Source organism: Mycobacterium szulgai, from assembly GCF_002116635.1.
Lineage (GTDB): Bacteria > Actinomycetota > Actinomycetes > Mycobacteriales > Mycobacteriaceae > Mycobacterium > Mycobacterium szulgai.
This window is the reverse complement of sequence record NZ_LQPW01000148.1, coordinates 38866-58577: the sequence shown is the minus strand read 5'-3', so window position 1 is coordinate 58577 and position 19712 is coordinate 38866. Positions and strand designations below refer to the sequence as shown.

General features: G+C 67.0%; 23 protein-coding genes and 1 pseudogene. 4 read left to right on the top strand and 20 right to left on the bottom strand.

Annotated features, from left to right (window positions below; all coding sequences use genetic code 11):
- Positions 1-7: 7 nt before the first annotated feature.
- The 13 genes and pseudogenes from rimI to glmS form a co-directional block, all read right to left on the bottom strand.
- Positions 8-475 carry a ribosomal protein S18-alanine N-acetyltransferase gene (rimI, locus tag AWC27_RS21940; RefSeq protein ID WP_085672419.1) on the bottom strand — a complete coding sequence of 156 codons (468 nt, stop codon included), beginning with the start codon at positions 473-475 and terminating at the stop codon, positions 8-10.
- Complete coding sequence (tsaB, locus tag AWC27_RS21935) at positions 472-1089, bottom strand: tRNA (adenosine(37)-N6)-threonylcarbamoyltransferase complex dimerization subunit type 1 TsaB (protein ID WP_085672418.1); 618 nt, start codon at positions 1087-1089, stop codon at positions 472-474. Before tsaB ends, rimI begins: the two co-directional genes overlap by 4 nt.
- A complete protein-coding gene (gene tsaE / locus AWC27_RS21930; protein ID WP_085672417.1) occupies positions 1086-1544 on the bottom strand; it encodes a tRNA (adenosine(37)-N6)-threonylcarbamoyltransferase complex ATPase subunit type 1 TsaE in 459 nt (152 codons plus the stop codon). The genes tsaB and tsaE overlap by 4 nt, the downstream gene beginning before the upstream one ends.
- Entirely contained in the window at positions 1537-2640 is a 1104-nt protein-coding gene (locus tag AWC27_RS21925) for an alpha/beta fold hydrolase (RefSeq protein ID WP_085672416.1), read from the bottom strand. Before AWC27_RS21925 ends, tsaE begins: the two co-directional genes overlap by 8 nt.
- Positions 2637-3815 carry an alanine racemase gene (gene alr / locus AWC27_RS21920; RefSeq protein WP_085672480.1) on the bottom strand — a complete coding sequence of 393 codons (1179 nt, stop codon included), beginning with the start codon at positions 3813-3815 and terminating at the stop codon, positions 2637-2639. The genes AWC27_RS21925 and alr overlap by 4 nt, the downstream gene beginning before the upstream one ends.
- Before the next feature lie 22 nt (positions 3816-3837).
- Positions 3838-4081: pseudogene (locus AWC27_RS21915) on the bottom strand (molybdopterin-dependent oxidoreductase); the annotation flags it as partial.
- A 38-nt stretch (positions 4082-4119) separates the two neighbouring features.
- Positions 4120-5505, bottom strand: a complete 1386-nt coding sequence (gene gad, locus AWC27_RS21910; RefSeq protein ID WP_085672415.1) for a glutamate decarboxylase — start codon at positions 5503-5505, stop codon at positions 4120-4122.
- Positions 5506-5540: 35 nt separating this feature from the next.
- Positions 5541-6956 carry an NAD(P)H-hydrate dehydratase gene (locus AWC27_RS21905; protein WP_085672414.1) on the bottom strand — a complete coding sequence of 472 codons (1416 nt, stop codon included), beginning with the start codon at positions 6954-6956 and terminating at the stop codon, positions 5541-5543.
- A gap of 10 nt (positions 6957-6966) precedes the next feature.
- The gene (locus AWC27_RS21900; protein WP_245847393.1) at positions 6967-7644 is read right to left on the bottom strand and encodes a rhomboid-like protein; all 678 of its coding nucleotides are present in this window, start codon (positions 7642-7644) and stop codon (positions 6967-6969) included.
- A gap of 20 nt (positions 7645-7664) precedes the next feature.
- The gene (locus tag AWC27_RS21895; protein ID WP_139837143.1) at positions 7665-8375 is read right to left on the bottom strand and encodes a rhomboid-like protein; all 711 of its coding nucleotides are present in this window, start codon (positions 8373-8375) and stop codon (positions 7665-7667) included.
- A gap of 39 nt (positions 8376-8414) precedes the next feature.
- Positions 8415-9242 (bottom strand): DUF4436 domain-containing protein, encoded by an 828-nt coding sequence (locus AWC27_RS21890; protein WP_085672413.1) that lies wholly within the window; start codon positions 9240-9242, stop codon positions 8415-8417.
- The gene (locus AWC27_RS21885) at positions 9239-10102 is read right to left on the bottom strand and encodes a DUF4436 domain-containing protein (RefSeq protein WP_245847390.1); all 864 of its coding nucleotides are present in this window, start codon (positions 10100-10102) and stop codon (positions 9239-9241) included. The genes AWC27_RS21890 and AWC27_RS21885 overlap by 4 nt, the downstream gene beginning before the upstream one ends.
- Complete coding sequence (gene glmS / locus AWC27_RS21880; protein ID WP_085672412.1) at positions 10103-11971, bottom strand: glutamine--fructose-6-phosphate transaminase (isomerizing); 1869 nt, start codon at positions 11969-11971, stop codon at positions 10103-10105. It abuts the gene before it with no gap.
- Positions 11972-12115: 144 nt separating this feature from the next.
- Here glmS and AWC27_RS30405 point away from each other — a divergent pair, with 144 nt between their 5' ends.
- Genes AWC27_RS30405 through AWC27_RS21860 form a run of 4 tightly spaced genes read left to right on the top strand, consistent with a single transcriptional unit; the run spans position 12116 to position 14752 of the window.
- Positions 12116-12463 (top strand): DUF2510 domain-containing protein, encoded by a 348-nt coding sequence (locus AWC27_RS30405; protein WP_139837149.1) that lies wholly within the window; start codon positions 12116-12118, stop codon positions 12461-12463.
- A gap of 9 nt (positions 12464-12472) precedes the next feature.
- Positions 12473-13312, top strand: a complete 840-nt coding sequence (locus AWC27_RS21870) for a dienelactone hydrolase family protein (RefSeq protein ID WP_085672411.1) — start codon at positions 12473-12475, stop codon at positions 13310-13312.
- A 26-nt stretch (positions 13313-13338) separates the two neighbouring features.
- A complete protein-coding gene (locus tag AWC27_RS21865) occupies positions 13339-13689 on the top strand; it encodes an ester cyclase (RefSeq protein ID WP_085672410.1) in 351 nt (116 codons plus the stop codon).
- 19 nt (positions 13690-13708) lie between these two features.
- Positions 13709-14752, top strand: a complete 1044-nt coding sequence (locus tag AWC27_RS21860; RefSeq protein ID WP_085672409.1) for an LLM class F420-dependent oxidoreductase — start codon at positions 13709-13711, stop codon at positions 14750-14752.
- Between the two features lie 4 nt (positions 14753-14756).
- On the opposite strand, the gene AWC27_RS21855 is transcribed toward AWC27_RS21860, so the two are convergent.
- The 7 genes from AWC27_RS21855 to AWC27_RS21825 form a co-directional block, all read right to left on the bottom strand.
- Entirely contained in the window at positions 14757-16103 is a 1347-nt protein-coding gene (locus AWC27_RS21855; RefSeq protein ID WP_085672408.1) for a hypothetical protein, read from the bottom strand.
- A 2-nt stretch (positions 16104-16105) separates the two neighbouring features.
- Complete coding sequence (locus AWC27_RS21850) at positions 16106-16408, bottom strand: type VII secretion target (RefSeq protein ID WP_085672407.1); 303 nt, start codon at positions 16406-16408, stop codon at positions 16106-16108.
- A gap of 49 nt (positions 16409-16457) precedes the next feature.
- Positions 16458-17795, bottom strand: a complete 1338-nt coding sequence (glmM, locus tag AWC27_RS21845; protein ID WP_085672406.1) for a phosphoglucosamine mutase — start codon at positions 17793-17795, stop codon at positions 16458-16460.
- Between the two features lie 123 nt (positions 17796-17918).
- Positions 17919-18377, bottom strand: coding sequence for a 30S ribosomal protein S9 (gene rpsI / locus AWC27_RS21840; RefSeq protein WP_085672405.1), 459 nt, complete (start codon positions 18375-18377; stop codon positions 17919-17921).
- On the bottom strand, positions 18374-18817 hold the full coding sequence (gene rplM, locus AWC27_RS21835) for a 50S ribosomal protein L13 (protein ID WP_085672404.1): 444 nt from the start codon (positions 18815-18817) through the stop codon (positions 18374-18376). Before rplM ends, rpsI begins: the two co-directional genes overlap by 4 nt.
- 222 nt (positions 18818-19039) lie before the next feature.
- Complete coding sequence (locus tag AWC27_RS21830) at positions 19040-19342, bottom strand: WXG100 family type VII secretion target (protein WP_085672403.1); 303 nt, start codon at positions 19340-19342, stop codon at positions 19040-19042.
- 16 nt (positions 19343-19358) lie between these two features.
- On the bottom strand, positions 19359-19667 hold the full coding sequence (locus AWC27_RS21825; RefSeq protein WP_085672402.1) for a WXG100 family type VII secretion target: 309 nt from the start codon (positions 19665-19667) through the stop codon (positions 19359-19361).
- Between the last annotated feature and the right edge of the window lie 45 nt (positions 19668-19712).

The window sequence follows — 19712 nt, the reverse complement described above, 5'->3', positions numbered from 1 at the left end:
CCTGACATCAGCGAACCTCCCGTCGCATGGTGTAGGCGTCGGCGCCGCTGACTCGGTAGTAGCGCTTGCGCAAACCTATCTGCTCGAATCCCACGCTGCGGTACAGGCCGAGCGCGGCCTCGTTGTCGGTGCGGACCTCCAGGTAGACGACGCCGCCGTCGGCGAAGTCCAGCAGCTCGTCCAGTAGCCGACGGCCGATGCCCTGCCCCTGATAAACGGGGTCGACGCCGATGGTGTGCACCTCGTACTCGAAGGGCGGGGTGCGGCCCAGCCGCGAGATGCCGGCATAGCCGACCAATAGGCCGGCGCTGCGGGCGCCCACATAGTGGTTGCGGGCGCTGGCCAGTTCGCGTTCGAATGCGACGGTCGGCCATGGGTCGTCACCGTCGAAGAGCTGGGCTTCCAGTTCGGCGCAGCGGTCGGCGTCCGCGCGGGTCAGCGCGCCGAGGGTGACGGGCTCGACGGGAGCGGTCATTGTCGCTCCGCCAAGGGTTTGGCATCCGGCCGGCGCAGATACAGGGCCACCAGTGGCGCCGGATGCGCGGACCAATCAGATACCGCGGCGACGAGGCCGGCCGGCGTCGGATAGACCGGCTCGATATGGGGCAGGTCGAACAGCGCCGCGTGTTCCGGAGAGCCGGCTACCGCCCGCGCCGGGCCGGGGTCGACGTCGGCCGCGGCATTGACTCCCGGTCCGCCGGTCCGAATTCCGTCGCGGTAACGCGCCCAGTAGACCTCGCGCCGGCGTGCGTCGGTGACCACCAGGACCTCGCCGCTGGTTTGCCCGCCGATGGCGTCCAGGCTGCACACGCCGTGCACCGGGATATCCAGCGCATGGCCGTAGGCGGCGGCGGTGGCCATACCGGCCCGCAGGCCGGTGAACGGGCCGGGACCACAGCCCACCACCACGGCGTTCAGGTCGGCCATCGTCAACCCTGCATCGCCAAGTGCGGCAACCACATTCGGCGTCAGCCGTTCGGCGTGGGCGCGGGCGTCGATGGTTGCCCGCTGGGCCAGCACGGCGAAATTCTCAAGCCGGACAATGCCCGCTGTCACCGCTGGGGTGGAAGTGTCGAGGGCCAGAATCATGATCCCCACTCCCACGTGGCAATCCTGGTGTCGGAGTGACTTATTCGCTCGAGACGAACGTCGAGGTGACGCTCCGAGAGGCGTTCGGCCAGGCCCTCGCCCCACTCCACCACGACGACAGCGTCCTGCAGATCGGTGTCGAGGTCCAGCGAATCCAGTTCGCCCAGCAGGTCGGCACTCCGGTGATCCAGCAGCCGGTAGACGTCGACGTGGATCATCGCCGGGTGCCCCGACCGGCGCGGCGGGTGCACGCGCGCCAAGACGTAGGTCGGTGAGGTGACGGGACCGTCGACATCCATCGCCGCGGCAATCCCCTTGGCCAGCACGGTCTTTCCGGCACCGAGCGGCCCAGACAGCACGACGACGTCGCCCGCGCGCAGCTGTTCGCCCAGCCGGGATCCCAGTGCCACGGTGTCCTCCACGCGCTCACACGTGGCGGTGCCCTGCCTATCCACGCCGGAACCGTTCCCGTAACCGGCGCAAGCGCAACGTCATCTTGCTCGGAACGGCCCGCTCGACCAGCCGGATCAGCCCGTCGTTGATCGCCTCGGGCTTGTCCAGCAGGGCCAGGTGGCTGGCCCCTTCGACGATTACCAGTTCGGCCAAGGGCAGCGAGGCGGCCATCTTTCGCGAGTATTCGTCCGGGGTGAGCAGGTCATGGTCACCGCAGGCGATCAGGGTCGGGATTCGCAGCAGCGTCCACAGCCCGGCCGTTTCGTCGTGAGTTTCCAAAGCGCCCAAGAAGCCCATCAGGGTGGCGATCGGGGTGGCGTTCATCATCCGCTGCGAGAACGCGTCCAGGCTGCGGCTGACCTGCAGGTCACTGTAGGAGGCCGCGCGCAGAATCGGCCCGATCAGCGAGCGGGACACGTTGCGGCCGCGGTGCACCAGCTTCGGTGCGGACTTGGCCGCAAAGCGCACGGCGTCCAGGGCCGGGTTCTTCAGGAACTCGCCCAGCGGCGAGCGGGTAACCCCTTCGGCCGCCGAGGAAATCAGCGCCGCGCCGATGATCCGCTGGCCATACTGCTCCGGGAATTGGCGGGCATGCGAGAGCACCGTCATGCCGCCCATCGAATGGCCGACCAACACGATCAGCCCGCGCGGCGCGGCCGCCTGCACGACGGCTTCCAGATCCTGGCCGAGCTGGGTCAGCGTGTAGGACTCCGGGGCGCCTTCACCGGATTGGCCGTGCCCGCGCTGATCGTAGAAGACCATCCGCACGTCCGAGCCCCACCGCTCGGCCAGTCGTACCCGCTGAAAGTGGAATGCGCCCATGCGTAGACAGAATCCGTGGGCAAAGACCACGGTCAGCGGCGCATCCACCGGGCCGGCCTCGCGCACCGTCAGCGTAACGCCGTCGGTGGTGACCACTTCGTGGCTGCGATCGCTGTCGAGACGATCGAAATCCTCATCGGCCCAAGGATCTTCGAGCAGGGCGCGGTCGGCCATCGACCGGCGGGCTGAGGCTCCGACCAGCGTGGCGACCGCGGTCAGCCCGGCGCCGCCCGCAAGCCAGGCCTTCTGGCGTTTACGGGTTTCGCTGTCACTCAAGGTCGCTCGGGCCCTTCGGCCTCGCGGTAGGTTCTGACGATGCGTCCCCGCGGACCGGTGACCACTTCGTAGTGGATGGTGCCCAGGAGATCGGCCCAGTCCTGCGCGGTCGGCTCACCGCTGCTGCCGGGCCCGAACAGGATCGCCTCGTCACCTTCGGCCACGTCGAGCGGCCCAGGCCCCAGGTCGACGACGAACTGGTCCATGCAGACCCGCCCGACGCCGGGCCGGCGCCGGCCGTTGATCAACACCTCCAGCCGCCCGCCCAACGCGCGGACCACGCCGTCGGCGTAGCCCACCGGGATCAGCGCCAGGTTGGTATCGCGTGGCGCGATCCAGGTGTGACCGTACGACACGCCCTCGCCCGCACGAATCGACTTCACCAGCGCAACAGGACATTTCACGGTCATCGCCGGCACCAGACCCATGTCACCCAGCTTAGGGACCGGGCTCAGCCCGTACACGGCGACACCCGGGCGCACTAGGTCGAAGGCCAGATCGGGCCGAGTCATGGTGGCCGACGAGTTCGATAGGTGCGCCAGCTCGAAACTCACCCCTTGCTCGCTGGCCTGGCCCAGCAGGTCGCGGAATCGCTCGGCTTGAAGGTCGTTGATGGGATCGTCGGGTTTGTCGGCGAAAACCATGTGCGACATCAGGGCCCGCAACCGGATCGCTTCCTCGGCGACGGCCTGGCGCAGCGCGGCCAGCATCGCCGGAAATTGGGCCGGGCTGACGCCGTTGCGGTTGAGTCCGGTGTCGACCTTGACGGTCACCGTTGCCGTGCGGCCGGTCCGTCGCGCCGCATCCAGCACCTCGTCGAGTTGGCGCACCGACGACACGGCGATCTCCACGTTGCCCAGCAGGGCGGGCGCGAAGTCCAGGCCGGGCGGGTGCAGCCAGGCCAGCACCGGTGCGGTGATGCCGTCGGCGCGTAAGGCCAGCGCCTCGTCGAGGGTGGCCACACCGAGCTCGGCGGCTCCGGCCGCCAGCGCCGCGTGGGCGACCCGGACAGCACCATGGCCATAGCCGTCGGCCTTGACGACGGCCATGACCCCGGCATTGCCGGCGTGCTCGCGCAATACCCGCACGTTGTGCGCGATTGCACCGAGATCCACCACGGCCTCGGCGAGGACTCCCGGTGTCAGCGATAGCGGCGTAACGGCCCACCCGTTCATGGCCGCCATTGTCCCAGAACGTTCAGATGGTCTGGTGGCGCCCGAAGTACTTGTGGTCCTCGCTGTAGCCGCCGTAACCGCTGCCGATCTCGGGGTAGTGGGCCAGAAACTCGATGCCTTTGATCCACTTGACCTGCTTGAAGCCATGCTGGAGTTCGTTGCGCAGCCGCAGCCGCAGCGGCGTGCCGTGGCCGTAGCTCAGCGGTTTCGCCGTTCATGTCGTGGGCGAGCATGCTCAGATGGTGGCTCATCTGATCGATGGGGTGCACGTACGCCACCGCGGTCAGAGCACAAACCACAAGCCTCAGTGCGCGAAGTGCGCAGCCTCATAGTGTCCGCCCGGCTTGAGCTTGTCGAGCGTGCTCAGCGCGGTGACGGCATCGTCGTGCAGGGCCCTGGCCAGATCCGCAGACAGTCCTTCGCGCACCACGATGCGCAGCACCGACACGTGAGTGGCATTGTCGGGCATGGTGTAGGCGGGCACCTGCCAGCCGAAGGTCCGCAGCTCATGGGACACGTCGAACTCGGTGTACCCGCGATCCCTGGCGAGGCGGAAGCTGACCACCGGAATCGCCGAGCCGTCCGAGATGAGCTCGCAATGGTCTCCGGTGCGCAACTGCTCCGCCAGCCATCGCGCGGTCTGCGACAGCGCCTGCATGACCTTGGTATAGCCGTCGCGGCCCAGCCGCAGGAAGTTGTAGTACTGGCCGACCACCTGGTTGCCCGGGCGAGAGAAGTTCAGCGTGAAGGTCGGCATATCACCGCCCAGGTAGTTCACCCGGAAGACCAGCTCGTCGGGCAGGTACTCGGCGCTGCGCCACACCACGAACCCGACGCCGGGGTAGGTCAGCCCGTACTTGTGCCCGCTGACGTTGATCGACACCACCCTGGGCAGCCGGAAATCCCACACCAGCTCGGGATGCAGGAACGGCACCACGAAACCACCGCTGGCGGCATCGACGTGCACCGGGACGTCGACGCCGCCGCTCGCGGCAAGCTTGTCCAGCGCCGCGCAGATTTCGGCGATGGGCTCGAGTTCACCGGTGTAGGTGGTACCCAGGATCCCCACAACTCCGATGGTGTTCTCGTCGACGGCGTCAACCACCTGTTCGGGGGTGATGACATAGCGGCCCTCTTCCATCGGCAGGTAGCGGGGTTCGACGTCGAAGTAGCGGCAGAACTTCTCCCACACCACCTGGACGTTGGACCCCATCACCAGGTTGGGCGTGCGCTTCTCCCACCCCTTACCGACCTTCTCCCGCCACCGCCATTTCAGCGCCAGCCCGCCCAGCATCACCGCCTCGCTGGAGCCGATCGTCGACACTCCGACGGCGCTGGACGGATCGTCGTCGCGCAGGCGTTCGGCGTGGAAGAGGTCGGCCACCATGGACACGCAGCGCTGCTCGATGGCCGCGGTCGCGGGGTATTCGTCCTTGTCGATCATGTTCTTGTCGAACGTTTCGGCCATCAGCCGTCCGGCCTGGGGGTCCATCCAGGTGGTGACGAAGGTGGCCAGGTTCAGCCGTGAGCTGCCGTCGAGCATCAGTTCGTCGTGAATGAACCGGTAGGCGGCTTCGGGATCCATCGACTCCTCCGGCAGCCGCAACGCCGGCACCGGTGCGGTGAACATGCGACCGGTGTAGGCCGGAGCGATCGAGTGCGCGGGCACAGACGGATGGTGTTGTGGCACAACGGATCCTTTCAGGTAGATGGGGCTAGGTGGGGCTAGATGGCCGCGATCGCGGCCCGGATGTGATGCAGGATTCGCGACGACGACGTGGGCGCCTCGCCGGGTCCCGGGTCGGCCGCTGACAGCGCCGCGGCACGGGCGTGGACGAACGCCGCCATCGCGGCCGCCTCGGCGGCGGGCAACCCGGAGGCCAGCAGCGCGCCGATCATCCCGGACAGCACGTCGCCGGAGCCGGCGGTGGCCGCCCAGGCCTGTCCGGCCGGATTCAGATAGACCGGGCCGCCTGGGTCGGCGATGACGGTGACGTTGCCCTTGAGTAGCACGGTCGCGCCGAACGCGTCGGCCAGCCTGCGACAGGCGCCGACGCGATCGTCGCCGGGCGGCGATCCGGCCAGCCGGGCGAATTCACCGGCGTGCGGCGTCAGCACGGTAGGCGCCTCGCGGTTGGCCACCAGGTCGGGATGGGCCGCCAGCATGGTCAGCCCATCGGCATCGACGATCACCGGCAGGTCGGTTTCCAGCGCGAACCACAACGCTGCAGCCCCCGCTTCGTCGGTGCCCAGCCCCGGCCCGACCGCCCAGGACTGCACCCGCCCGGCCGCCGCGGGTGTCGGCGACGCGATGACCTCGGGCCAGTGCGAAAGCACCTCGGGGTGGGCACTTCCGGCGTAGCGGACCATGCCGGAGGTGGCCGCGACGGCAGCGCCGGCACACAGCACCGCCGCGCCCGGGTATGTCGACGAACCGGCCAGCACCCCCGTCACACCCTGGGTGTACTTGTCGTCGCGGGCGCCGGGCACTGGCCAGCGCGCGGCAACGTCGGCAGCCTCGAAGCCCAACACGTCCGTGTCAGGCAGATCCAGCCCGATATCGACCAGCTCCACCCGGCCGCAATCGGCCAGCGCATGCACAGGTTTGAGGCCGCCGAAGGTGACGGTCACTGCGGCATGGACCGCGGGGCCGGTGATCGCCCCGGTCGCCACGTCGATGCCGCTGGGGATGTCGACAGCCACCACCGGGATGCCCGCGGCAGCGTCGAAAACCTCGGCCGCCGCCGGCCGCAACGGGCCGGAACCCGAGATGCCGACCACGCCGTCGATAACGAGATCCGTTGCTGCCGATACCTTTTCGACTACCCGGCCACCAGCCTTACGGAAAGCGGCCAGCCCGGCGCGATGAGTGTGTTCGGGTTTGAGCAGTACCGCGTCGGCGGCCGCACCGCGGCGGCGCAGGAACGTGGCCGCCCAGAGCGCATCGCCGCCGTTGTCACCCGATCCGACGACCGCGCAGACCCGACGCCCGGCCACTGCGCCCGTCCGCGCTTTCAGTTCGCCGATGATCTGGCTGGCCAGCCCGAAGGCCGCCCGCCGCATCAGCGCGCCGTCGGGCAGGCTGGCCAGCAGCGGGGCCTCGGCTTCGCGGATCACCTGGGCCGAGTAGTAGTGGCGCATGTGCCTGACACTACGTGTCTTTCGGCCACCCGGGGCTAGGCGCTGGCCGGCGACTTCGGGCCATCGGATAGAAACACAGGCCGATGAATATCGCCGAGAAGTGCCCGATCGCGGTGAAGTTCAGCTTGATGATCAGCGGCACGGCAAAGGTCGTGATCAGTACGGCCAGGTAGGCCCATCGCCACGGCGGCCGTATTCGGTAGGCAAGCACGGCCGTCACTCCCACCAGGAAGTAACTCACCCCGATATCGCGGGCATGGACCAGCCGTTGCGGTTCCAGGTGATGCTGGATCGCCAGATACAGCAGCCCTTCGCTGATATAGGTGGCCGCGATGTGCGCGGTTAACCCCACTGTGAGCCAGCGTAATTGGCCCAGCCACTGCTCGGCCGGGGCGAGAAACAGAGTGAACAGCACCAAATACGGTGTCCAGTAGCGACCGTCGATCCACAGCAGGCTGTAGAACAGCACGTCGAGCGGATCCCGGCTCAAATCGTGGATGTTGGTGGAACCGTCGACGACCACGGTGTGGTACTGCCGCCTGGTCAGGTGGCGGGCGATGATCGTGGTGATGAGCAAGACGGTCACCCACAGATACGTGAGCGGGGCACTGGCCACGAAGCGCAATGCCGCGGTGAGCCAGGCCGTCGGGCGCAGGTGCCCGGAGGGCTTTTCCACGGAGTCCACCATTGCATGCCCACCGCGCTACGTCAGGCAGGCGCCTCCGGCGAACTGGACCGCTGCAGGGCGGCCCTGATTCGCGCTGGACTCAGCGACGGGGATTTGCGCTCTCGGGCCATCGGATAGAAGGCCAGCCCGATCAGCAGCGCGGCGAAGTGACCGATCGCGGTGAAGCTCAGCTCGATGCGGTCCATGGCGATCACCGGAAACCCGAAGATGAGGAACAGCACCGCAAGATAGCCCCAACGCCATGGTCGCGCGATGTGATAGGTGAGCACCGCCATCACCCCAACCAGAAAGTAGCTGACCCCGATATCGTGCGCGCGCACAAACCTTTCCGACGCATCATGCAGTTCGATCGCCAGATACAGCAGGCCTTCGCTGGCATAGGTGGCAACGATATGGGACGTCAAACCCACAGTGAGCCAACGTAAGTGGCCAAGCCACTGCTCGGCCGGTGCGAGAAACAGGGTGAACAGCAACAGATACGGTTCCAGACTCCGGCCGTCGATCCACAGCAGGCTGGAGAACAGCACGCCGAGCGGATCGGTCGCCAGGGCATGGATATTGGTAGACCGATGCAGTAGCACCGTGTGCAACTGGTAGCCGGTGAGCACGTGTTGAGCAATAGTCGTGGCTACCAACCCGAGCAGCCACAGATAGGTCAGCGGCGCACTGCTGACGAAATGCCACACTGCGAGCGCCCAGCCTCGCAGTCGTGTCGGCACCGACCTTGCCACGGCTTCAACTCTCGCACGGCCGCCGTCGCGCCGTACAGCTTAAGGCTGGTCGGGTGCGGTATGCCGCCACCAGCAGGTGATGTACACCAGCATCGACAACACCAACACGACGATCACCCACAGCACCACGCGGACGTCGATCCAGGACCCGAACGGCGGCGCGTTGGGCAGCGCGTTTCGCAGCGGTACCACCGCAAAAAGCATTGCGGCATACCACGTCGTCATCGGCGGCTGGAACTTGCGCTTGTCGCGTGCCGTCTGAACGGCGACGAATAGGCCGATGCCGGCAAGGGCGACCAGGACTCCGACGATCACGACGGCGAATGCCACGGTGCCCGCCGAGCGTTGCAGCTGCACCCGATACGGCTCACCGGGTTTGCCGGGCGCGGGAATGTTGATCTGCCAGCCGGCGAGCCGGTCTGCGAAGGTCACGGCCGCTCGTTGCGGCACTTGCTCGGGTCCGCGGAACAGTTCCACGGTGATCGGCCCCGACACGTAATGGTCGAAGGGCCAGTCGGTGACATCGCCGCTCAGCGTCAGCGGGACGGGAAACGTGCCGGGCAGCATGTCCTTGGACCAGCTGCGTTTGGTGGGCGTTGCCGTGGAGGTGACGACGACGCTGAGGTCCTCGTTAAGGCCGTGGGTGCGCGGGTCCACCAGCCCGGGTCCCGGGGTGATGGAAAGGTTGGTGACCAGCACCGTGTTGCTCTGCGCGACGTCTTGCAGGTCGATGGTAACCGTCGTTCCGTCGGCGGTGGGCTGTCCGCGATTGAGATCGTGAGGGCCCTTGCCGGCGCTGCCGTACAGCCACGTCGAGCCGAAATAGGCCAGGATGAAAAGCAACAGACCCGCGATGCCTAGTTTCATGAGCGGCGGCTCTCCCCCTCGGGTTTGAGGTGCCGCCACCAGCACGAGATGTACAGCACCAACGAGATCGCCAACACGACGATCACCCAGAGCACAATCGTGACATCCATCCAGCTGCCGAATGGCGGCGAGTCCGGCAACGCATTGCGCAGCGGCATCACCGCGAACAGCATCGCGGCATACCACGTCGTCATCGGCGGCTGGAATTTCCGCCGGTCCCGCACCGTCTGAACAGCCACGAAAAGGGCAAGAACGGCAAGTGCAATGAGCACACCGAGGATCAGCACGGCAAACGCCGCGGTGCTTTGCGACCGGTACAGTTCCAGCCGGTAAGGGGCGAATGCGCTGCTTTTGTCGACGCGGGCCACCTCGATTTTCCAGCCGAGCAGACGGTCGACCAAGGTCACCGTCGCCGGTTCGGGCACTTGCGAAGATCCGGAGAAGAGTTGGACGTTGATCGGCCCCGACTGGTAGGTGTCGAAAGGCCAATTCGCGACATCACCGGACAGGCTGATGGAGACACGGAATACGTCGGGCAGGGTGCCCCTGGCCCAGGTGCGCTTGCTCGCCAGTAGCACGGAGCTGGCCACCACGGTGAGGTCGTCTTTCAGAGTGCCGGTTTGCTGGTCGAGTTGCGCGGGCCCGGGGGTAACGGTGAGGTTGGCACTGAGCACGCCGCTGTTGGATTGGATGTCTTCGATATCGACGGTCACTTTCGTGCCGTCGCCCGAAGGTGCACCGTCGGTGATTTGATGTGGGTGGCCCATTCCGCTGTTGACGTAGAGCACGATCGAACCGATGTATGCCGCAAAGAAGACGACGACACCGATGATGCCGAACCTGCGCCCGCGTGTGCCCACTTATTCGACGGTGACGGACTTGGCCAGATTTCGTGGTTTGTCGACGTCATAACCGCGGGCCCGGGCCACCGAAGCGGCGAACACCTGAAGCGGAATGGTCGACAGCAGCGGCTGCAAAAGTGTTGATACCGCTGGGATTTCGATGAGGTGGTCGGCGTAGGGCCGCACCGTTTCGTCGCCCTCCTCGGCGATCACGATGGTCACCGCGCCGCGGGTCTGAATCTCGCGGATGTTGGACATCAGTTTGGCGTGCAGCGTGGCCGAACCCTTGGGCGAAGGCATCACGACGATCACCGGCAGGTCGTCCTCGATCAGCGCGATGGGGCCGTGCTTGAGTTCTCCGGCGGCGAACCCCTCGGCGTGCATGTACGCCAATTCCTTGAGCTTGAGTGCACCTTCCAGCGCCACCGGGTAGCCGACGTGTCGTCCCAGGAACAGCACCGTCGACGACTGAGCAAACCGATACGCCAGATCGGCGACCGGCTTGACGCCGGCGATTACGCGGGCCACCAGGTCCGGCATCGCCTCCAGTTCGCGGTATTCGCGCTGTACCTCGTCGGGGTACTTGGTGCCGCGGGCCTGCGCCAATGCCAAGCCGAGCAGGTAATTGGCGGCGACCTGGGCCAGGAAGGTCTTCGTGGAGGCCACCCCGATCTCCGGGCCGGCGCGGGTGTAGAGCACCGCGTCGCACTCGCGCGGGATCTGAGAGCCGTTGGTGTTGCAGATCGCCAGCACCTTGGCCTTCTGCTCCTTGGCGTGCCGGACCGCTTCCAGGGTGTCGGCGGTTTCCCCGGACTGAGAGATGGCCACCACCAGGGTGCTGCGGTCCAATACCGGGTCGCGATAACGGAATTCGCTCGCCAGTTCTACCTCGACCGGCAGTCTTGTCCAGTGCTCGATCGCGTACTTGGCCAGCAGCCCGGAGTGATACGCCGTCCCGCAGGCCACCACGAACACCTTGTCGATCTCGCGCAGTTCCTGATCCGAGAGCCGCTGCTCGTCGAGCACGATCCGGTTGCCCACGAAGTGACCGAGCAGCGTGTCGGCCACCGCGGTGGGCTGTTCGGCGATCTCCTTGAGCATGAAGTACTCGTAGCCGCCCTTTTCGGCGGCGGCCAGGTCCCAGTCGATGTGGAACTCGCGGGCGTTCGCGGTGTCGTCGTTGCCGTGGAAATCGGTGATCCGGTAGCCGTCGGCGGTGATGACGACCGCCTGGTCCTGGCCCAGTTCGACCGCGTCGCGGGTGTGTTCGATGAAGGCGGCCACGTCCGAGCCGACGAACATCTCCTTTTCGCCGATCCCGAGCACCAGCGGGGTCGAGCGGCGCGCGGCCACAATGGTGCCGGGGTCGTCGGCGTTGGCGAATACGAGGGTGAAGTGGCCCTCTAGCCGGCGCAGCACCGAAAGCACGGATGCGGGGAAGTCATCGGCGGTCTCGCCCTGGTGAAAGGCCTGCGCGACCAGGTGCACCGCGACCTCGGTGTCAGTGTCGCTGACGAACTCCACACCGGCGCTCTCCAGCTCCTGACGCAGGCTGGCGAAGTTCTCGATGATGCCGTTGTGGACGACGGCGATCTTGCCGGCGGCGTCACGGTGCGGGTGTGCATTGCGGTCGGTGGGGCGGCCGTGGGTGGCCCAGCGGGTGTGACCGAGTCCGGTGGTGCCGGCCAGCTCCGCCTGCGTCATGTCGGCGACAGCCGCCTCCAGGTTGGCTAGCCGGCCGGCGCGGCGGCGCACGGTGAGGTGGCCGCTGTCGTCGACCAATGCGATGCCCGACGAGTCGTAGCCGCGGTATTCCATCCGGCGCAGCGCGTCCATGACGACGTCGCAGGCAGGACGCTGCCCGACGTAGCCGACAATTCCGCACATTCTGAACAGGGTAGTGCAGCCGCGAGCCCGACAACGGAACCGACGGTATCGTTTACCTGCTCACCTGCACGGAAGGCCTGCTTTGTCGTATCCGTATCAGCCGCCCGGCTCGTCCGGCTATCCCGTTTCGGCCGAAGTTTCCAGCTGAGGCTGATCGAGCACATCGGTGCGCTGATCTTCTGGCAGCAGCGCACTTATACGGTCACCGGCACGCTGCAGCAGTGCGAAGCGGCATACCGCCGCGCGCAAACCCAGAACCTGCTCGCCGGGTGGTGGAGCCTGGTGTCGATTCTGGTGATGAACTGGATTGCGCTGTTTTCCAACCTGAGCGCGATGCGCAAGCTGCGCGCCCTGGCGGGGCAGCCGCGGGCAGCGGCCATGCCCGCGCCGACACCCCCGGGCTGGTATGCCGACCCGTCTGGTTTCCCAGGGCAGCGGTACTGGGACGGCGCGGGGTGGACCCACTGGACCCATCCGCCGAGTCACCGCTAACGTCGACCCGTGGCCCGCACCCGCAAGCTCTTCGCCGCCCTCAGCCGACGTGGTCCACACCGGGTTTTGCGCGGTGACCTGGCCTTTGCCGGCCTACCCGGAGTCGTGTACACACCAGAGTCCGGACTGAACCTGCCCGGGGTCGCCTTCGGGCACGACTGGCTCACCGGCGCGGCGCGGTACTCGGGGCTGCTCGAGCACCTGGCGTCGTGGGGCATCGTTGCCGGGGCGCCCGACACCCACCGCGGACTGGCGCCATCGGCGCTCAACCTGGCCTTCGACCTGGGGGTTGCGCTCGACATCCTGGCGGGCGTGCGGCTGGGACCGGGCGATATCAGCGTGCACCCCGCCAAGCTCGGATTGGCCGGCCACGGCTTCGGCGGTTCGGCGGCGGTGTTCGCCGCGGCCGGTATGCCGAGCAAGCCGGCGGCTGTGGCGGCGATCTTCCCCACCGTGACCGCTCCCCCAGCCGAGCAACCGGCGGCAACCCTGGACGTTCCGGGCCTGCTCCTGACCGCGCCAGGAGATGCCACGGCGCTGAACTCCAATGCTCTGGCGCTCTCGCGCGTCTGGGACAGCGCCGCCCTGCGCATCGTCAGTAAGGCCGAGGCAGGCGGCCTTGTGGAGGGCCGGCGACTGACGCAGGTGGTGGGTCTACCCGGCCCAGACCGCAAGACCCAGCGTGCGGTGCGCGCGCTGTTGACCGGGTATCTGCTCTACACGCTCAGCGGCGACAAGACCTATCGGGAGTTCGCCGATCCTGAGGTGCGGCTGCCCAAGACCGACGTACCGGACCCCGAGGCGGAGCCGGTCACACCCGAAGAAAAGATCGTCGCGCTGCTGAAGTGACGCACGCGAGCGGGTAGACGCACCCTATGTCTACTGCACAACTGCTGTACGAACGTTGGATCACCGAACTCTGGGCAGGGCGTCAGATCGCCGGCGAGATCGTCACCGACGACTTCGTAGGCCACTGGCCCGACCGGGAGGTACACGGACCGGCCGAACTCGAGCAGATCATTAGCCAGACACGAAACATGTTGGCCGACTTGAATTTCCACATCGAAATTGGTCCAATTTGCGATGGCGATCTGGTTGCCGGACGCTGGGCCGGCGCCGGGGTCGGACCAGAGGGACCGCTCTCGTTCACCGGCAATGACATCCTGCGACTCGGCGACGGCCGGCAACGGTTCGCGGAATATTGGACGGGTACGTCTACGGGCTGAGCCGTGGTAAGAGTCGGTGATGCGAATCGGGATCGCACTCGACTACTCCGGCGGCTTCCACGAGGCCGTCGACCGCGTCGTCGAACTCGAGAAATCCGGCATCGACATCGCCGTGGTGGCCGAGGCCTATTCCTACGATGCCATCAGCCAACTGGGTTATCTGGCCGCCAAGACAACCCGCGTCGAGTTGGCCTCCGGCGTGCTTCCCCTCTATATCCGCACCCCCTCGCTGCTGGCGATGACCGCCGCGGGTCTGGATTTCGTCTCCGGCGGCCGGTTCCACCTCGGCATCGGCACCTCCGGACCTCAGGTCATGGAGGGGTTCCACGGTGTGGAGTTCGATGCACCGCTGGGCCGGACCCGCGAAGTCGTGGAAATCTGCCGGCAGGTGTGGCGTCGGGAACGGGTTCGCTACGACGGCAAGCATTACCAGATCCCGCTACCGCCAGATCGCGGGACAGGGCTGGGCAATGCGCTGCAACTCATCAATCATCCAGTACGCGAACATATTCCGATATCGATAGCGGCGCTGGGCCCCAAGAACGTCGAACTGACCGCCGAAATCGCCGAAGGCTGGCAGCCGGCCTTCTTCTGCCCGGACAAGGCCGGGCTGGTGTGGGGTGAGGCGCTGGCGGCCGGCGCCGCCAAACGGGATGCCGCGCTGGGTCCGTTGGACGTGATGGTGGGCACGTCGCTGGCCATCGGCGAGGATGTCGCGGACCGGCTGGCATGGACCAAACCGCAGCTGGCCCTCTATCTCGGCGGGATGGGCGCCAAGGGCCGCAACTTCTATCACAGCTTGGCGACCCGGTATGGGTTCGGTGCTGTCGCTGATCGGATTCAGGAGCTCTACCTTTCCGGCCGCAAGCGTGAGGCCATCGAGACGGTGCCCGACGAATTGGTGCGTGGCATGTCGCTGATCGGCCCGCGAGGTTTCATAGCCGAACGGCTGGCCGCGTACGCCGAGGCGGGTGTGACCACGCTGTTGGTCAGGCCGGTGACCGCAGATGGTGGCGAGGCGGTGCGCTACGTCGAGGAGCTGCTGGCGCTGCGGCCCGGCTGACCTGTCATTGCCCCGCTTTGGGAAGCTCATCCGCTGCGATCTCACACGGGGTCGATCCCTTGACCGGAGGGTCCGGCGGGTGCGGCTGGGCGACCGGCACCTCGCCGGCCGGCGGCGGCTGCGCGACCGGCACCTCGCCGGCCGGCGGCGGCTGCGCGGCCGGCGGCTCGGCGACGCCGGGGGCCTGCTCAGCCGGCGCGGGTTCGTCGACGGCAACCTCTTCTACCTTGTCCGCCTTTGCCGCGTTCTCGCGCGGTTCCGACTCGGCGGCATTCTCGTCGTTCGGATCGTCATCGGCGATGTCTTCGTTGAAGGGATCCCCGGTGAGCTCGTCGCCCGCTGAGCCCAGCGCGCTGCCCATCGCGTCCACGATCCGGTCCGCAAGCCCGCCAAGCCCGCCAAGCCCACTGAGTCCACTGAGTCCGTTGGGGCCCCCAATCCCGCCCAGGGCACTGCCGTCAGCCGGCGCCGAAGATGTCGTGGCAAGCGGCGGCATCATCGCCGCCGCAGGATCCGCCGGCAGTGCCGGTGCCGCTGCGGCGGGAGTGGCGGTGGGCGCAATGGCGGCAGGGGCAATGGCGGCAGGGGCAATGCCGGCCCTGGCCGCAGTCGCGGGCACAGGATTTTGCGGGAGGTACGCCAACGTCGTCGACCCCACGGCTTGACGCATCGGACCCAGATCGCCGGGAATCTCGAAGTATCCGCGCATAGCGGTGGCCATCCGATCGATGACCATGTCATAGGCTGCCGCAACCCCGGCCCGCGCCGACCGCATGAAGGTGAGCCACTCATCACGAATGTCGTTGTCCACGTATGGTTTTACCTGTTGACGAAGAAGTTCCTCAGCCGCCGGCCGATCGCCCCCGCCGCTCGTCACCGTGTCGGCGGCGGCCAACCACACCGGCCGCTGCGCCAGCGAACGGTCGTCGATGGCGATGGCCGTCGCGACCTTTGAATCGACCAGGTGCCACAGGTTGTCCCGCAGCGACTCGCAACGCTGGGCCGCCGCGCGGATTTCGGTGGCCACCTCATTTGCCGCATCGCAATGCCGTTGCAGAAAGCGAACCGCGGCCTCGGCACCTGGACCCATCCATGCGGCCGTCAGCTCGCTGATCTGGGCACGCTGCAGCCGCAGCGCTTCGGTGACAGCGGCACCCGCGGCTCGTAGCTGGGCGCAGTCGCCGTCGAGCGCACGCAGATCGAGTCCGTCCTCGCTCTCGAAGCAGTCGCGGACCTCCAGGTCGGGATCCGCGAGCCCGACCTGTTGGCAAGCCCGCACGTACCGATGTGTGTGGTCGACGGCGGGCCGGCCCTCGGCGAGACGCTCGGCGACATCCAACCGATCCGCCATGATCAGGCGATCCGCGCTGCGGCATACCGGTCGGCGTCGGCATACCGGTCGGCGCCGGCCCGCAGCGCGAGCGCGATCTCGACGGCCGCGCGTGACCACCGCGACAAGTCCTCTGCCAACCGGTCCATCCCGGCGCGCAAAGCGTCGCCGCGCACGGTGTGCGCTCGTCCGGCCCGGAGCCCGTCGAACGCCAGTCTGGACAAATGGTCGGTTACCGCGTTATCGATAAGTTCGGAGGCGGTGTTGAACCGGTCGGCAACCGCATACACCGCCGCCCCGTCGATGCTGGCGCTATCGGATCTCATACCTATTTCGACGCCGCATACCGCGCCGAGGTTCCGGCCTTTTCGCCGATCAGCGCGCGGCGCTCACCGCATCCGCAACGGTAGTGGCCAACCGGTGAGCGACATCCTCGTCGGCCGCTTCGACCATCACCCGGATCATGGGCTCAGTTCCCGAGGGGCGCAACAAGATTCGGCCGGTGTCACCCAGCTCAGCCTCGGCCTCGTCGACCGCCGTCTGGACCGTCGGCGCCACGGCGGCGGTGGCCTTGTCGGCGACCTCGACGTTGATCAGCACCTGCGGCAGCGTCTGCATCGCCGAGGCCAGCGTGGCCAGCGACGAACCGGTCTGCACCATGCGCGTCATCAACCGCAGCCCGGTGACGATTCCGTCGCCGGTCGAGCCCAGCGCCGGCATCACGATGTGGCCGGACTGCTCGCCACCCAGGCTGTAATCGCCTGCTCGCAACTCCTCCAGGACATAGCGGTCGCCCACACCGGTGGTGCGCACCGAAACGCCGGCCGAACGCATCGCCAGGTGCAGGCCGAGGTTGCTCATCACCGTGGTTACCAACGTGTCGGAGGCCAGCTCACCGGCATCTTTCATGGCCAGCGCCAGGACCACCATGATCGCGTCGCCGTCGACGAGTTCGCCGTTGGCGTCGACTGCCAGGCAGCGGTCGGCGTCGCCGTCATGCGCCAGTCCGAGATCGGCCTGGTGGGCGAGTACGGCGGCACGCAGCGGATCCAGGTGGGTAGATCCGCAACCGTCGTTGATGTTCAAGCCGTTGGGGTCGGCGTTGATCGCGATAACCCGGGCACCGGCCGCGCGGTAGGCGGCCGGGGCCACCGACGATGCCGCGCCATGGGCGCAGTCGACAACCACCGTCAGCCCCTCGAGCCGGTTGGTGCTGGCGTTGCTCACCTGACGCAGGTAGCGCTCCGCGGCGTCCTCAGCGTCGACGACACGGCCGATATCCGTGCCAATCGGACGCAGCCCGGGTCCGGCCGCAACCAAGTCCTCAATCTGGTCCTCGGTGTCGTCGTCGAGTTTGTGGCCGCCGGGACCGAAGATTTTGATGCCGTTGTCGGGCATCGGGTTGTGCGACGCCGAGATCATGACCCCGAAGTCTGCGTCATAGGCGCCGGTCAGATAGGCCACCGCGGGCGTCGGCAGCACACCGACCCGCAGCGCGTCAACGCCTTCGCTGGTCAGGCCGGCGATCACCGCGGCCTCCAGCATTTCACCGCTGGCCCGCGGGTCGCGGCCGATGACGGCGACCCGCCGGCCGGGAGCGCCCGAGTTCGCCAGATGCCGCGCGGCCGCGGCGCCCAGCGCCAGGGCCAGCTCCGCGGTCAGCTCACGATTGGCGACCCCGCGTACACCGTCGGTGCCGAATAGTCGACCCATACGGACAAACCTTTCACAGTTGACAGCCGTGCACATACCCACTTTTGGCCGCGAGCCTGCAAATTTGCCGCTCGACACGCCGACGCGTCGATATAGCCGCAGGCTCGCGGCCCAAAAGTGATATCAGCGCTTGCTGTACTGAGGCGCCTTGCGGGCCTTCTTCAGGCCGTACTTCTTGCGCTCGGTGGCCCGCGGGTCTCGGGTGAGGAAGCCGGCCTTCTTCAGTGCCGGCCGGTCCTCGGGCTGCGCCAGAATCAACGCCCGGGCGATTCCCAGGCGCAACGCGCCGGCCTGGCCGGACGGCCCGCCGCCATGCAGAAGGGCGAAGATGTCGAAGCTCTCCACCCGGTCGACGGTGACCAGCGGCGCCTTGATCAGCTGCTGGTGCACTTTGTTGGGGAAGTAGTCCTCCAGGCTGCGGCCGTTGAGGTCGAACTTGCCGGTGCCGGGCACCAGCCGCACCCGCACCACGGCTTCTTTGCGCCGGCCGACGGTCTGGATGGGCCGCTCGAGCACGAATGAATCGCTGTGCGTGGCAGCCGGGTCGGCCGGGGCTTCTAACGTCTCTTGGGTTTCGGTCATTGCGCTACCTGCTTGATCTCGAAGGGCACCGGCTGCTGTGCAGTGTGTGGATGCTCCGGACCGGCGTACACGCGAAGCTTCTTCTGGATCTGACGGCTGAGCTTGTTCTTGGGCAGCATGCCCACGATCGCCTTCTCCACCACGCGGTCGGGGTGCTTTTGCAGCAGCTCGCCGATGCTGCGCTTGTGCAGGCCGCCGGGGTACCCCGAGTGGCTGTAAGCCATCTTGCTGCGCAGTTTGTCGCCGCTGAGGGCGATCTTTTCGGCGTTGATGACGATGACGAAGTCGCCGCCATCGACATTGGGCGCGAACGTCGGCTTGTGCTTACCGCGCAGCAGGTTGGCAGCTGCGACGGCAAGGCGGCCAAGCACCACGTCCGTGGCGTCGATGACGTACCACGACCTCGTGGTGTCACCCGCCTTGGGCGCGTATGTAGGCACAGCGCTTACCACTCTTTCTCTCGGGTGAATCCCGGTGTGACCCGGGGTGCCAGTCAGGCGTGAACGGTGGGGCTGGTCTCGGCGACCGACATTGACCCGAGGCCCCGGCGTACCCGCACGCCAACCGAGCAGCTTACCGACGCACATCCCCGCAGGTCAAAATGACTGTGCGGTCCCAACGGCTCTCCTTCCGCCGGGACCGCACAGAGCCTTGTTGCGCCGCTACCGCGCCCACGTGCCGGCGGCCCGGCGGTCTGCCTCGGCGACGTCGGCCGCGCCGTCACGGACGGCATTGCCCAGGTCGACCAGTATTTCGTTGAGTGCGGTCGCCGCTTGATGCCACTTCTGCTGCTCGGTTTGGTAGGCGGCCGCCGCTTCGCGGGTCCACAGTTGCTGCAGCGGCGCGATGTGCGACCTCAGTTCCTCAAGTGCGGCATTGAAGCGCGCCGATGTGGTGTGAATCTCCTGACGGACGGAGTGTTCGATCGCATCGAAGTTGTATGACAGCACCGGATCTGTGTTCATAGGGCCCCTCCTCCTCTTACAGATCTGCGCCGGCGGCCGCGATGTGGTGTGCATGATCCAGGCCGGCCTCCCGCAGCACGGCTTCGTTGTGCCGAATGGTCTCGGCGATCGCATGCAGGACGTGGTAGAGCCGCATCGACTCGGCGTTCCAGCGATCGACGACGTCCTTGAAACGCACGGCCGCAAACCCACCCCATGCCGACGGTGGAACGGCGCCCATCCGGCCGATGAATGCCTGCAACATCGCCCGGATCTCCTCGTTGCGGCTGTCGGTAGTGGCCGCGACCGAGCGCATCAGATCAAAATCGGTGCTCAGTGTGCTCATACCAACTACGACGGCAGCTCACGGCACTAGGTTCCACCCAATTTT